We start from the raw sequence: 13807 nt of genomic DNA, 5'->3' as shown, positions 1-13807 counted from the left end.
AGATGTGACAAGTCTATTTTAGTAGCCAATAAACCTATCATTCATTTTGTTTGATACCATATTTTTTAATATCCCTGCATCTAATCTAAGACCGTATCTGTTTATGGTTTTAACAATGCCATCAGGTATCCCTGCACTTTTTAAATGTGCTCTAAACTTATGTATTAATTGATGATAATTATTATCTGAAATACTTTTATGATTTTCATACCATACTACTTTTATGATATCTTGCTTACGGTTGACATCACTAAATAAACACATTACCAATCTCTTTTGTTTTTCATTAATATCAATTGTTAGCTTTTTAGTATGAAAATGAATCTTGTTCATACAGCAATCCAGTGATATCTCTTTTTCATAATCAATCACTCCTTTCCCATTGACATCAATAAATTTACTGCCAGAGACAACAGAGACTGTATCGACATACATAAATAACCCCTCAAATACATTCACTCGGTTAATAAAGACCAATCACATACAACATTGATGTGATAAGAAAACAAGTGATTATTATTACTTTTGTTTAATGAATAAAACAAATTAAATTATATATTATAATTATATTTTATATTAAACGATAATTTAATACATATATATAATTCTTAACGAATAAAGTCACCAGATAATAATTGATCAAGTCAATAATTAGACAAAAACCATTAGTCATGAAAATGCATTATTCATAGTAATAAGATAATACAGCATCATGATGGTATCATTCTTATTGAAAATGTTTGAAACTTGTTTTATTCATCCCAAAAGAAACATGCAACCACAGAGGTTAAAATACAATAAAGGCGAAAAACTTCAAGAGATAAATACCATTTAACAATATGAAAGCAAGTTATTTACTTAAAAACAAAATTATAACAATTATATGCTTTGCCTTTACAAATATTCATATACTTATTTTATGCACCCGCGATTCAATTTAAAAAATAATCTTTACTAGACACTCTGCTATCAGCCGTTGATTATAACACCGTCTCATTTATATAAGCATAAATACTATTCTTAGCCAAGCAGGTGTGTGTAATAAAAAAAATAACAGGATATCTAATTTAATACCCTATCAGAAGTAATTATTATTCCCCTTGACGTTTATCAAGGGGAATGGGATAGAATTAAAGCAAACATATTACATAATGAACTCGACCACACCACCATTTAAGTTGTACATGCTACCTACTATTTTTACTTTCCCTTCTTTTTCTAAGTTTCTAATTATTTCGCTATTTTTACGTATCTCATCTATGGTGTGTTTGACATTATTCTTCGCTACAGCATCGACGTATTTTTCATTTTTACTGCTTTTCTCTCCATCAAATTGCGTCGACTCAATTGCTGGCTTAATCTTATTAAGCAGACCAGTCAGGTTGCCAAGTTCAACGTTATCAATAGCTCCCTTGATTGCACCACAAGCCGTGTGCCCCATAACCAGGATGACTTTAGCTCCCGCAGCAGCACAAGCAAATTCCAGGCTACCTAATAAATCATCATTAGAGATGTTACCGGCAATTCTGGCATTAAAGGTTTCACCGATCCCCGTATCCAGCACTATCTCTGCTGGTGCGCGGGAATCAATACAACTCAAAATGACAGTGGTAGGGAACTGCCCTTCTGCACTACTGCGTTTTTGTGCAAGATAATCATGTTGTTGCATTTTACCAGAAACAAACCGCTTATTGCCCTGTTTTAAACTCTCAACTATTTGATCTGGCGTTAACTTATCACGTTCTTCTCTGGTCATAGCCGCTGCATATGATATTTGGGGTAGCCCCAAACCAATCCCACCGATGACGCTCGCAGCAGTGATACCCAATGCAGCTTTTAGTACATTCCGTCGGCTATTCGGGTGGTTATCTTCTGAACAACAACTTGGTATTTTACTCATACTCTCTCCTTGAAACTATTGTTGCCATTTTTGTTACTGCCGAATTAGTGAGCAGTCTTTTAAATGTAGTACATACAACTTGTATTACGCGACTGCCAATAGCGGAATTGAGAAAAAATAGGATCTTCTTGGCACGACAATAATCCTAGTCACTCCTTGCCCTTGAGGGCTTGATGATGGTCTCTCATCCATTGGGCCAACGAATCCAATGTTGGCTGTAATGTTTTGCCCAATGACGTAATTTCATATTCAACACGTGGGGGAACTTCGGCATAGATCTTGCGATAGACCAAACCGCGTTGTTCAAAAGCACGTAATTGCCGGGTAAGCTCTTTTTGGGTGATAGGCGCAATTGCCCGCTGCAACTCACCAAATCGGATAGGAGCCGCAGTGACGATCAAACGATAAAGAATTGGGATAGCCCACTTCCCCGCGATAAGTTCGACAAATTGCACCATCGGACACTTTTCTTCCACAATCGAATTGCCCGGCTCTAATTTATTTTTTGCTGTCAGCGGCTGATAGGTTGTCATTGCTTTCCTGTTGCATCATTAGTATCCAATTGGTACCTACTATACTTTAGATACTTTTGTATTAAAAATGGTCTTCCATTGTTATTAATGAGAAGACTCACCATGAATCGTTTAAATGATAAATATGCACTAATTACAGGAGGAACCAGTGGCATCGGGCTGGAAACTGCTCGTCAATTTCTGGCTGAAGGTGCAACCGTAGCAATCACGGGTAGAAATAGCGCAGCCTTGCAGGCCGCATATGAAGAGCTTGGCGACCAAGTTTTGCTGCTAAATAGTGATGCCAGTAATATTGCCGATCAATATCAGCTAGCGACAAAACTTACCCTGGTTTGGCCACGTCTCGATATCGTCTATATCAACGCAGGCGATGTTACTCATCGTTCGATAGAAGAGTGGGATGAAGAAAGTTTTGAGCGAGTATTATCAACTAATCTGAAAGGCCCTTTCTTCCTGTTACAAGCACTGTTGCCACTGCTGGCTAACCCTGCCTCGGTGATTCTTTGTGGCTCCGCCAGTGTTCATATCGGTTTACCGCAAAGCAACGTTTATGCCGCCAGCAAGGCGGGGTTACTCTCTCTTGCGCGAACCTTGTCAGGCGAGTGGGCAGACAGAGGAATCCGGGTCAATGGCTTGAGTCCTGGGCCGACACAGACGCCGGCACTGCAAAAACTGGGATTATCCGGCAGTGAACAAGAGCACCTTGCTGAACAAATCCGCCAACTGGTACCGATTAAGAGAATGGGAACATCTAGTGAGATTGCCCATGCTGCGGTCTTTCTCGCCTCAGATGAATCCAGTTTTATCGTCGGAACAGAATTACGGGTAGATGGAGGCGTCAGCAGCCTTTAAATACCTTATCTAACAAGAAAATTAGTCACTTACTGGGCATATTGTCTTCATAATAAATTGGGTGCAGATTGGTGACTATTGCTAAATAGCACACTAATGTGAGGTGACACGATGAAGGCTGCAATAGTAGAGGCATTGGGTGAAGCGCCGGTTGTGGGGCAGTTTGTGGAGCCAACACCGCTGCACGGTGAAACGGTGATAAATGTTGCGGTTGCTGGTATCAAACAACTTGATCGCGGTATCGTTAAAGGCACCCATTATTCCAGCCCGAAAACATTACCTATCGTTCCTGGTACTGATGGTATCGGGCATTTACCTGATGGTTCACGTGTTTATTTTGCTTCATTTCGCCAACCTTTTGGTGCCATGGCCGAACGCACAGTAGCATCCTGGTATGTTCCGGTTCCGCCAGAAGTTGACAATGCGACTGCGGCAGCCTTGATTAACCCGGCATTGGCTGCCTGGTTACCGCTTTCCTGGCGGGCCAAGATCCAACCGGGTGAATCCGTGCTTATCCTTGGTGCGACGGGCACCTCAGGCAAACTGGCCATCGCAGCAGCACGTCATTTAGGGGCGGGCAGAGTCATCGCCGCCGGGAGGCGTCAGGATGTATTGGCAACACTGGGGGCCGATGCCACAGTAGACCTGACATTGCAGGGTGCGGAATTGACGCAGGCATTTACTCAAGCGGCGGGTCCCGCTGGGTATAACGTGATTGTGGATTATATCTGGGGGCCTGCTACCGAGGCTCTCTTCGCCGCACTGACCCATCATGACCTTGCCTCTCATGCTGGTGGCTCTGATCAAGGCATACGTTTAGTCAATGTTGGTTCCATGGCATCTCCAACACTACAACTCCCCGCCGCGGTGTTACGCAGCGCAAATTTGCACATACTGGGTAGTGGTACAGGTAATTTCCCAGCGATCCCTGAATTAAAACAAATTGTTTCAGATATTTTCGTTCTGGCGGCACAACAAAAGCTCGCTATTGAGACCCAGCTTCATTCACTGGATGATGTCACGGCAGTCTGGGATATCAATAAAAACAGCGATATCCGCTCGGTGCTATCCATCGGATAATATCTGAGATAGAAAGAGCAAAATACGGGTTGGCCGAAATGGGCACAACCCGTGCTATCGCATTAAGATATCTGCAAGAAACGATCGAGCTGCCTGCGCAGTTGGTCATTTTCTTTCTTTAGCTGCTCAACCCTTTCCAGCAATGTTAGGGTCATTGCTACACCAGACCAGTCCAGATCCAACTCATTTTGTAGCCGCTGGGCGCGTTGAAGGCAACTCAGTGCATCAGCGTCAAAAATCCAGACGCTGTCAGCAGGCTCAAGTGGCACAATCACACCCAACCCGACCACCTCGACCAGTTCATCCTGCATTATTCCTGTTGACTGACATAATTCAGTCACGGTATAGGTGATTTCTATTTCAGCCATAATCTGTTACTCCCACCCGGTGCGAGGATTAAACGATGCCTGATCTGACAGTTGTTGCCAGAGCGCTCGCATTTTCTCGTCCGGTTTTGGCGGCATCACTACCTTGAGGATCGCGTACAGATCGCCGGTGCCTTTTTTGCTGACTAGCCCCTTGCCTTTGATACGCAATTTCTGACCACTTTGGCTACCTGCCGGGACCGTTAACGTTATTTTGCCCGTCAGTGTTGGCATCTCGACATTGGCACCTAATGCTGCTTCCCATGGGGCTAACGGCACCACTATTTGCAAATTCTGACCATCAACATCAAACAATGGATGCGGCGCAATACGAATAACCAGGAATAAATCGCCATTGGCTCCCCCGGCAAAACCCGGTGCACCCTGCCCTTTAAGACGAATACGCTCGCCATCTCCCACACCCGCAGGAATTTTCACTTTTAGCGTTTTGGCGGTCTCCGCTCCCGGATACCCCGAAGCATCAACTGTCGGTATTTTATAAGAAATAGAACGCGTCTGTTCCGCTAAAGTCTCTTCTAAAAAGATGGGTAACTCCATCTCAAGATCCTGGCCGCGTACACCGCGAGGTGATCGCTGAGAGGTGTGATGAGCGGAAGCACCACGGTTGGCAAAGAAAGATTCAAAAAAGTCTGAGAAATCTTGGGAACCGGCACCCGCACTGCTGTGCCATTGTTGATTACCTGAATTATAGGCAGCCTGTTGCTGTGTAAAACGCGGGTCATTACGGTGTAGCCTTAACTCGTCGTATTCGGCGCGCCGTTCAGTATCTTTTAATACCTCATAGGCCTCAGCGACCTCTTTGAACTTACTTTCAGCATCGGGTTCAGAGCTGACATCCGGGTGGTATTTACGCGCTAACTTGCGATAGGCCGTTTTAATATCTTTCAGGGAAGCGGTTGGTTCTACTCCCATCACGGCATAATAGTCTTTAAATTCCATGCGGTAATATCCTTAAATTCAATGTGCTATACCCAATAGATTTCAAGGTGCAGGAAGGCGGCAAGAAAAAGACAAATCGGTGGTGAACCGATTTGAACAACGTTGATACTCGCCCCGTCAGGTGAGCCTTAATCAGGCTCACTAATCCCGATCATGCTCACTCACGACAACTCAGTGATTAGGGGGACAAATCTGTCGGGAGCAGATTTGAACGCTGCTTGCAGCGGCCCAGAGGCAAGCCCATGAATGGGCCAAGTAACGGGAACAGCCAACCCACCTGCATTCTGAAAGATGACGGGTAAGATATAAGATATCCCCATCTGACTTATATAAAACTCATTTATGCATATTTCTCTCTTTGCCCGCCGTAAACAGTGCAAAGCTAACTGTAAACTATAGCGGTAATTGCTATTTTATGAGATAGACATTGATGATTTTCCATACTAAGAATTACAAATCATATAACTGATCCAATGGCTTATTTGCCGTAGACATCACTCTTTTCTGATTGACCTGCTTGACCGAAGCACGAGCCACTAATTTGCCCTGCAATAAGGTATTACTGAAGGGCGCATCTGGGCGTAATAAGCGTCGTTGCAATAACTGTATAGCTTCAGCCCCCAACTCATCTCGGGGAACATGCACCGCCGTCAGTGGAACATCATGAATCTCTGCCAGATTAAAACCATCCATACTCATAACGGATACGTTATCAGGCACGTTCATGTTCAGTTTATTCAATGCATTAACCGCACCAACCGCCATATAGTCCCCCCCGGCTAAAATGGCTGTCGGCAGTTGGCTCTTATCTTCACAACCTATGATAAAAGCGGTTAACGCTTGCTCAGCCTCTTCCGCGCCAAAGCCATGAGTGGTAATCAGATGCTGCCCATCATCAAAGCGCATATTGTTATCGGCGAAAGCCTCTTTTATTCCCACCAAGCGCAGTTCCATTGTGTTGCGGCGTAAACATTGCAGGGTCAGAATGCGCCGATGCCCTTGCTGTATCAAGTAGTTGGCAGAAAACTCACCAATCAGTTGGTGGTCTGGCGACACACTATCCAATGACATTTCTTGGTCACGGCAATTAATTAACACCGACGGCTTATGCACCCCAGCTGCTAATGTATGAATGCGTGGATCGTCGATACCAATAATGATTGCTGCTTCGGTTTGAGGATGGGTTATTTTTTCCAAAAATAACCCAATATCACAGTGAGTTTCGGATAATCCACAGTAGCGAATCATGACTTCATGTTGGCTGACCGCCTCAATAATCCCCTGAATAACTTTGTAGTAAAAAATATCGGTACGTACATCAAAGGCGCGATGAGGAGCAAATACCATAATATTATTTAGCATCAACCGCCCGCTGGACAAATTCTGCAATATCCCCTGCGACTGCGCATACGCCATTACCTGCTGTTTTGCTTTCGCACTGGTATTGGCTTTACCGGCTAATACTCTCGATACCGTGCTAATTGAAAGGCCAGTCTGATTAGCAATTTCTTGTATTTTTAGCTTTCCATTCATTTTGTGATCTCTCTCAAATTAGCAAATGAAAAAATTCTCATAGCCGGTGAATAGCTTATTCAGGCCGTTATTCAATATAAATGCTGAAATATTGCCCAGCTTATGAAAATCCTTTCAAAAAAATGCGTATTAAAGCCAATTTAAGCTAGCTACCTTGTTTTGGTAAACCAATTTTAAAAACTTATCAGTCCGGTTAACTTTGATTAAACATACAAAAAACAAATATTATCAATAAGTTGAGTTTTTTAAATCGAGTTTAATGTGAACGGAGTCACATTAAAACTCAGCGTAATCTTAATAACCGAGAATAGATCATACCAAAACAATAAGTTGGTCCGGTTAATTTACTGCCGACTAACATCAGGAGGCTGGGATGAGTGTTGAGATTAATCAATCCGCTAAAGTTGTCGAGCGGCGAAAAATAAAATCATTACGCTGGTGGATGCTGGCACTATTTCTACTCGGGGTCACCGTTAACTATATTACCCGTAACTCTCTAGGTATTCTGGCCCCTGAGTTAAAAACCAGCCTGAATATGACCACTGAACAATACTCGTGGATTGTGGCGTCTTTTCAGTTGGCTTACACCGTCTTCCAGCCACTCTGCGGTTGGCTGATTGATGTCATCGGCTTGAAAATGGGGTTCCTGATCTGCGCCAGTGTCTGGGCGGTGGTATGCATGATGCACGCAGGGGCTGGTACCTGGTTTCAATTGGCGGTGCTGCGCTTCTTTATGGGTAGTGCTGAAGCGGCGGCAACACCGGCAAACGCCAAAGCGATTTCTGACTGGTTCCCGAAAAAGGAACGCCCCATTGCTGCTGGCTGGGCGGGGGTGGGGTTCTCTATTGGTGCGATGTTAGCCCCACCAATTATCGTATTGGCTCATGTGGCTTTCGGCTGGCAAGGTGCATTCTTATTCTCCGGTGCTTTGGCTATGGTTTGGGTTGTGCTGTGGTGGCGTTTTTATCATTCACCTGACACCCATCCAAACCTGAGTAAGGAAGAGTTTGAACTGATTCACCAAGACAATGAACCGGTACTCCCTCGACTGCCTTTCCTTAAATCATTGGCTATTCTGAGTAAGAATAAGAAATTTTACGGTATCGCTATCCCGGCATTTTTAGCCGAGCCAGCATGGGCAGTATTTAGCTTCTGGGTTCCACTTTATTTGGCAACCGAGCGGGGCATGGACCTGAAACAGATTGCCATGTTCGCCTGGCTCCCCTTCCTGGCGGCAGATATCGGCAGTGTTGCCAGTGGCTATTTAACCAAACTCTACCAAAAATGGTTCGGTTGCAGTCGTATCAACTCAGTGGTTGCCAGCTCCGTAACCGGTGCCTTTATGATGGTTTCACTGGCCTTTGTTGCCATCACCAAAGACCCTTATCTGGCTATTGCTTTAATCTCTATTGGTGGCTTCGGTCATCAGGTTATCTCTTGCATGCTCAGTGCGTTAGTAGTTGATTCTTTTGATAAAAACCAAGTGGCCACCGTCAATGGTCTGCGCGGCTCTTCCGCCTGGATTGCCAGCTTCCTGTTTACTTTATTGATTGGGGCCGTATCCGACACCATTGGCTTTAACCCGCTGTTTATTGCTATGGGTTTCTTCGATTTGATTGGTGCTGTGTTCCTGGTTGCCCTGTTTGCTGAGCGCCGCAATAAAACACAACCGGTTGCCTGATGCTATTAACCCGGCAACGGTGCACCCGTACTGTTGCCAGAAAAAAGATGAGCTGTGATGAAAACATTAAAAAACTGGCAGTTAATAAATCAATATCCCGACCATTTGGAATTACTGGTCGATGATCATCATATATTTTGTCTGTATATATTAGAGCAAAACCTCTGCCGTGTGCTGATTAAAAAGAATGGTGAACTGGCCTTAAACCGCACCTGGAGCATTGCCCCACAAGGCGATGTGCCATGGTCTGGCCGTGACCGACTTAGCCTGGACGGTTTCTCCATCCCAGGTTATCAATTGGAACACCATGAACAACAGTTGATAGTCACCACTGAATGTTTGCGAGTGACCATTTATCAACCGCTATATCTGGCATGGGAATATAAAAATCAGCACGGCGAGTGGCAGCCACTGGCGGCGGATCGGCCCACCAGCGCTTATTTACTCAGCCCCCATGGAGAAGCTATTGCTCACTATCAGCGGCGATATCCCAATGAGCAATATTACGGATTAGGTGAAAAGGCCGGTGATCTTAACCGTGCGGGTCGCCGCTTTGAAATGCGCAATTTAGATGCTATGGGTTACAACGCCGCCAGTACTGACCCACTCTACAAGCATATCCCGTTTACCATCACTCGCCGTGATGATGTCAGCTTTGGTCTTTTTTATGACAATTTAAGCAGTTGCTGGTTAGATTTAGGGAATGAGATTGATAACTACCATCTGGCCTATCGCCGCTATCAGGCTGAAGCTGGCGATCTCGATTACTATATGTTCCTCGGCCCGAAAGTGTTGGATGTCACCAAGGCATTTGTCCGCCTGACCGGCAAAACCAAATTTGGCCCCAAATGGAGCCTTGGGTACAGCGGTTCAACCATGCACTACACCGATGCTCCCGATGCACAGGTGCAATTGCAAAAATTCATTACACTCTGTCAGCAGCATGATATTCCTTGCGACTCTTTCCAGCTCTCATCGGGCTATACCTCAATCAACAACAAGCGTTATGTTTTTAACTGGAATTACGACAAAGTGCCGCAGCCCAAGGTGATGAGTCAGGCTTTCCTGCAAGCGGGCATTAAGTTAGCCGCCAATATTAAACCGTGTCTATTACAAGATCACCCACAATATCAGCACGTTGCCGAACGCGGATTATTTATTCGTGATGGCGAAAGCGGGTTGCCAGAGCGCTCTTCATTCTGGGATGATGAAGGCTCCCACCTTGATTTTACCAATCCGGCAACCGTGGATTGGTGGCAGGAGAATGTGACCAAACAACTGCTGGAGATGGGGATCGGTTCTACCTGGAATGATAATAATGAATATGAAGTGTGGGATGGTGAAGCGCGCTGCAATGGATTCGGTGAATCTATCGCTATCAAACATATCAGACCGGTAATGCCTTTGCTGATGATGCGTGCCTCAATGGAGGCTCAACAAGCATTTGCACCAGATATACGCCCGTATTTAATATCACGCTCTGGTTGTGCCGGTATGCAACGCTACGCCCAGACCTGGAGTGGTGACAACCGTACCAGTTGGCAAACGCTGCGCTATAACATCCGCATGGGGCTGGGGATGAGCCTGTCAGGGTTATACAACCTCGGCCACGACGTCGGTGGTTTTTCGGGTGACAAACCCGAAGCCGAGCTATTTATTCGCTGGGTACAAAATGGCGTGATGCATCCACGATTTACTATTCACTCATGGAATGACGACCACACGGTAAACGAGCCCTGGATGTACCCTGCTGCCACGCCGATGATTCGTGATGCTATGGCGCTGCGTTATCGGTTACTGCCCTATTTTTACACCTTACAGTGGCAGGCCACCCATGATGATGAGCCTATGTTGCGCCCTACTTTCCTCGATCATGAGCACGATAGTGGCACGTTTACAGAAAATGACGACTTTATGCTGGGTCGCGACTTGTTAGTTGCCAGTGTGGTAGAAGCCGGACAACGCCTGCGGGAAGTGTACTTACCTGATAATAGCCAGCCTGATAATAATGGCGGCTGGTATTGTTTCCACACCGGCCAATGGTATGGCGGCGGGCAAAAGATCATCCTTGATGCGCCACTGGAGCGTTTGCCACTATTGGTACGAGCCGGCGCAGCGCTGCCGCTGTCACGCCGCATCGCCTTTGTTAATGCCAAGTTGGACTCACAACGCGAGTTGGCACTCTACCCCACCAAGGGCGCGGGGCGATCGAGTGGAATGCTGTTTGAAGATGATGGCGAAAGCCACCGCTGGCAGCAGGGCCATGCATTGTGGCTGAGTTGGCAGGTGACTACCGATAATCACCGTATTGATATCACCTTTGCGCGCACCGGCAGCTATCAACCGGCGTGGCGTGAATTATCCGTTAGCCTGCCCGCAAATGAATATCGCAAGTTGTATATCAATGGTGTCGCCGGTAACGTATTGCAATTAAGCCAGTTAACTTAACCCACTGATAGCCAATAAAGAAACGGGTTCCATGCCAGAACCCGTTTTTTTTCCATTGATAACCGACCTGACTAGCGCAGCAGTTTTAACGCGCCAGTCAATGATCGAATCCATTTTTCTGGCCCGACCAATCCCAAACCATCGAGCTGTTCATCACAGAGAGAGTGTTGCGGGAACGCATCTGCATAATCCTGAAAGCTGTGCATTGCACGCGCAAATGCCGGGAAAGGCACAATTGCCCGTTCATTGGTCGCCGCCAATGCTTTCAACAACACCTCTCTCATCTGCGAAGCATTTGCCTGTAAAATAGGTACCGGTAATTTTGAGCTAACATCAATTTCTTTCCCCCCTGAATCGGACAACATTGTCCCCGCCAGTTGCGGAAATTTTGCTGCTAAACCAATCCCTACCGCGCTGGTGGTATTGGCAATTAAACCAACAGGGAGTTCAGGGTTAACCATAATCGCGATCCGCATTTGCTCTGCCATAGCCACTGTCCTTTTACCGATAATATATGCTCATAATCATATCCCTCGCTGGTAGATAAGTGCTTTCTTTTATCACCTAAATTCAGCTAATATTGGTAATACATTCCCAAATAAAATAACAATCAGGTAGAAAATGCCATCATCACTCATAACACCGGCAGATATTAAAATACTGAAACAGTTACAGCATGCTGGCCGTATGACGAACCAGGAGCTGGCCGATAAAGTCGGGATGGCAACCTCCCCCTGCTGGCGGCGGGTAAAGCAATTAGAAGAGAGCGGAATTATTACCGGTTATCAAGCCAATATCGATCGACGAAAAATTGGTTTGGGAATCTTGGCATTTATTCGGGTGAAAATTGACAGCCACAGTGAAGAAGAAGCCAAGCTATTTGAAATGCAGGTAGGGGAGTTAACGCCGGTTATCGCTTGCTATGCTGTCGCTGGAGATGCTGACTTCCTGCTGCAAGTGGTCGCGGAAGACCTCGATAGTTTCTCCACTTTCGCCATGTCAGTTATCCGCCGATTATCGGGCATTAAAGAGATGCAAACCACCTTCGTCCTGCGCGAGGTAAAACCACTCGATCATTTGCCGCTGGAATAGATAAATGCTACGACCAGGCTATGGTGTTCGTATAGCGGCTAGTTATCGGTAAAGAGAGGTCAGCTAATCCCCCACTTATCGGCCTATGCCGCCAGCACCCTATTTCGCCCTGCCGCTTTTGCACGGTAAAGAGCCTCATCCATGCGTTTGAATAAGCTATCAGTATCTTCGCCAGCCTGATGTTGTGCTACACCAATGCTTACAGTGAGTCGCGGCATATTGGGTTGACAGACTAACTGAACAGCCTCACGAATAGACTCCGCCACTTGTAATGCGCCCGCTAAATTGGTTGAAGGAAGCAGAATGGCAAACTCTTCGCCTCCCCAGCGGAAAATCATGTCACTTTCACGAATGCGAGATTCCAGGGTTCTTGCCAGTAATATCAAGACTTCATCACCCTTATGATGCCCGTGCAAATCATTTACTTGCTTGAAATGGTCTGCATCAACCAACATCAAGCTGAAGCCTTGTGCATAACGTTGGCTTTGCGCATTAGCATGTTCAACAAGATTAAAGAATTGCCGCCGATTCCCCAAGCCAGTCAGTGGATCCCGTAAGGCCGCATCTTCTAATGCCTGTTCAAGGCGTTTTTGTTCAGTAATGTCATGAATGATACAAAGCATTAACCGCATACCATCCAACTCAACGGGGCCGGCGTAAGTTTGCACGTGGCGGGTATTTCCATCGGCTAATTTATGGATGAAGTTGAGAGGCTTGTGCCCACCAGGTAGCTTGGCCACTTCACGCATTACGGGCAAAACATCCTTACCCATGGTATTAATTTCCCAAGTATGTTTCATACACATCTCATCCCGGGAATAACCATAGAAACGGGTTGCTGCTTGATTAGCATCCACAATTTGGCCATCGTCCGATGGATCAATCAATAACATCGGGGCGGTGTTGGTGTCGAAAAATTGCTCATAAAAACCCCGTTCGTCGCGACAGTAGGGTTTAGAGCACAATCGACCGACATTGGGGCGAGTAACCTCCGCACCTGCAATATAAAGCCCTTCGAAAACAATAACGTCTCCGTGCGGTTCCAATTGTGTCAAAGAGAGCCGACAACTCAGGGGAAAGCTATTGCCTGCTGTTTGAATAGTCCAGATTTCAACGATTTGATCTTCTTCTGCCAAAGCCGGCAGGTATGCATCCAAATGCTGCTGTGCATGTGCTGAAAACCGGCCATTGCGCAGTAACTGGAGTGGGCTATCACCTGCAATTGTTCGGGCTTCCTTGTTAGCAAAAAGTATTTCCTGATTTTTGGGTAAAACGACCCAAACAGGCGTGCTCAAAATATTTAACGCATCTAAGTAGGCTATCAACATAGGGAATACCGATAGATATTTGGCATAAGAACAGA

13 protein-coding genes are annotated in these 13807 nt (G+C 45.6%); 5 read left to right on the top strand and 8 right to left on the bottom strand.

The genetic code is table 11. The features are described 5' to 3' along the window. Positions 1-18: 18 nt before the first annotated feature. The 3 genes from V2A84_RS23265 to V2A84_RS23255 form a co-directional block, all read right to left on the bottom strand. Complete coding sequence (locus V2A84_RS23265) at positions 19-435, bottom strand: winged helix-turn-helix domain-containing protein (RefSeq protein ID WP_083162799.1); 417 nt, start codon at positions 433-435, stop codon at positions 19-21. Positions 436-1144: 709 nt separating this feature from the next. Continuing rightward, entirely contained in the window at positions 1145-1900 is a 756-nt protein-coding gene (locus V2A84_RS23260; RefSeq protein ID WP_083162797.1) for a carbonic anhydrase, read from the bottom strand. Positions 1901-2049: 149 nt separating this feature from the next. Beyond that, positions 2050-2433 (bottom strand): winged helix-turn-helix transcriptional regulator, encoded by a 384-nt coding sequence (locus tag V2A84_RS23255; protein WP_083162795.1) that lies wholly within the window; start codon positions 2431-2433, stop codon positions 2050-2052. A 102-nt stretch (positions 2434-2535) separates the two neighbouring features. Here V2A84_RS23255 and V2A84_RS23250 point away from each other — a divergent pair, with 102 nt between their 5' ends. After that, positions 2536-3285, top strand: coding sequence for an SDR family oxidoreductase (locus tag V2A84_RS23250; protein WP_083162793.1), 750 nt, complete (start codon positions 2536-2538; stop codon positions 3283-3285). A gap of 111 nt (positions 3286-3396) precedes the next feature. Next, positions 3397-4365, top strand: coding sequence for a quinone oxidoreductase family protein (locus V2A84_RS23245; protein ID WP_442849096.1), 969 nt, complete (start codon positions 3397-3399; stop codon positions 4363-4365). A gap of 62 nt (positions 4366-4427) precedes the next feature. On the opposite strand, the gene cbpM is transcribed toward V2A84_RS23245, so the two are convergent. The 3 genes from cbpM to V2A84_RS23230 all read right to left on the bottom strand — a co-directional run bounded on the left by cbpM (position 4428) and on the right by V2A84_RS23230 (position 7223). Further along, a complete protein-coding gene (gene cbpM, locus V2A84_RS23240; RefSeq protein ID WP_083162789.1) occupies positions 4428-4733 on the bottom strand; it encodes a chaperone modulator CbpM in 306 nt (101 codons plus the stop codon). Between the two features lie 6 nt (positions 4734-4739). Then, positions 4740-5690 carry a curved DNA-binding protein gene (gene cbpA, locus V2A84_RS23235; RefSeq protein ID WP_083162787.1) on the bottom strand — a complete coding sequence of 317 codons (951 nt, stop codon included), beginning with the start codon at positions 5688-5690 and terminating at the stop codon, positions 4740-4742. 450 nt (positions 5691-6140) lie between these two features. After that, positions 6141-7223: a LacI family DNA-binding transcriptional regulator gene (locus V2A84_RS23230; RefSeq protein WP_442849095.1), complete on the bottom strand. Its 1083-nt coding sequence runs from the start codon at positions 7221-7223 to the stop codon at positions 6141-6143. 373 nt (positions 7224-7596) lie between these two features. Between V2A84_RS23230 and V2A84_RS23225 the strand changes: the two genes are divergently transcribed. Beyond that, positions 7597-8904, top strand: a complete 1308-nt coding sequence (locus tag V2A84_RS23225; RefSeq protein WP_083162785.1) for an MFS transporter — start codon at positions 7597-7599, stop codon at positions 8902-8904. 57 nt (positions 8905-8961) lie between these two features. Further along, complete coding sequence (locus V2A84_RS23220; protein WP_083162783.1) at positions 8962-11352, top strand: glycoside hydrolase family 31 protein; 2391 nt, start codon at positions 8962-8964, stop codon at positions 11350-11352. Positions 11353-11423: 71 nt separating this feature from the next. Here the strand turns inward: V2A84_RS23220 and V2A84_RS23215 are convergent, their stop codons facing one another. Further along, positions 11424-11846 carry a DUF2000 domain-containing protein gene (locus tag V2A84_RS23215; RefSeq protein WP_193784786.1) on the bottom strand — a complete coding sequence of 141 codons (423 nt, stop codon included), beginning with the start codon at positions 11844-11846 and terminating at the stop codon, positions 11424-11426. 127 nt (positions 11847-11973) lie between these two features. Between V2A84_RS23215 and V2A84_RS23210 the strand changes: the two genes are divergently transcribed. Beyond that, the gene (locus V2A84_RS23210) at positions 11974-12444 is read left to right on the top strand and encodes an Lrp/AsnC family transcriptional regulator (protein WP_083162779.1); all 471 of its coding nucleotides are present in this window, start codon (positions 11974-11976) and stop codon (positions 12442-12444) included. Between the two features lie 83 nt (positions 12445-12527). Here V2A84_RS23210 and V2A84_RS23205 read toward each other — a convergent pair whose 3' ends face one another. Further along, entirely contained in the window at positions 12528-13772 is a 1245-nt protein-coding gene (locus V2A84_RS23205) for a sensor domain-containing diguanylate cyclase (RefSeq protein ID WP_083162777.1), read from the bottom strand. Positions 13773-13807: the final 35 nt, after the last annotated feature.

This window comes from Yersinia sp. 2553 StPb PI, assembly GCF_052217105.1.
GTDB classification, from domain to species: domain Bacteria; phylum Pseudomonadota; class Gammaproteobacteria; order Enterobacterales; family Enterobacteriaceae; genus Yersinia; species Yersinia enterocolitica_E.
This window is presented reverse-complemented; position numbering and strand designations above follow the sequence as displayed.